Source organism: Streptococcus sp. k-628 (assembly GCF_013277475.1).
Taxonomy (GTDB): domain Bacteria; phylum Bacillota; class Bacilli; order Lactobacillales; family Streptococcaceae; genus Streptococcus.
Genome location: NZ_VMMZ01000074.1, coordinates 1 through 492, shown reverse-complemented (window position 1 = coordinate 492; position 492 = coordinate 1). Strand labels below are relative to the sequence as shown.

Below are 492 nucleotides of genomic sequence, written 5' to 3'. Positions count from 1 at the left end.
TGTCTTATCGTTAGTTGTCGCGTAGTCAATAGCTTTCTTAGCTTTTTCTGCTGCTGTTTCAACATCAGATTTCGCTTTGTCCTTCTCTTCTTTCGTCAAGTCGGTACGCTTATCAATCTCATCTTTCTTAGCTTCAGCCGCTTTGTCGATTTCTTTCTTAGCGTCAGATTTCTTATCACCAGTTGGATTGATGTTATCGATAGCTGTATTGCCATTATTCTTCGCTTCATCTACCTTATCGTTAGTTGTCGCGTCGTCAATAGCTTTCTTAGCTTTTTCTGCTGCTGTTTCAACATCAGATTTCGCTTTGTCCTTCTCTTCTTTCGTCAAGTCGGTACGCTTATCAATCTCATCTTTCTTAGCTTCAGCCGCTTTGTCGATTTCTTTCTTAGCGTCAGATTTCTTATCACCAGTTGGATTGATGTTATCGATAGCTGTATTGCCATTATTCTTCGCTTCATCTACCTTATCGTTAGTTGTCGCGTCGTCAAT

The 492-nt window shown here is 40.2% G+C and carries 1 protein-coding gene; it reads right to left on the bottom strand.

The window, feature by feature from the left end:
• Positions 1 to 492 (bottom strand): DUF1542 domain-containing protein (locus tag HT730_RS08850; protein ID WP_173307374.1); only part of this gene is annotated, 492 nt, incomplete at both ends.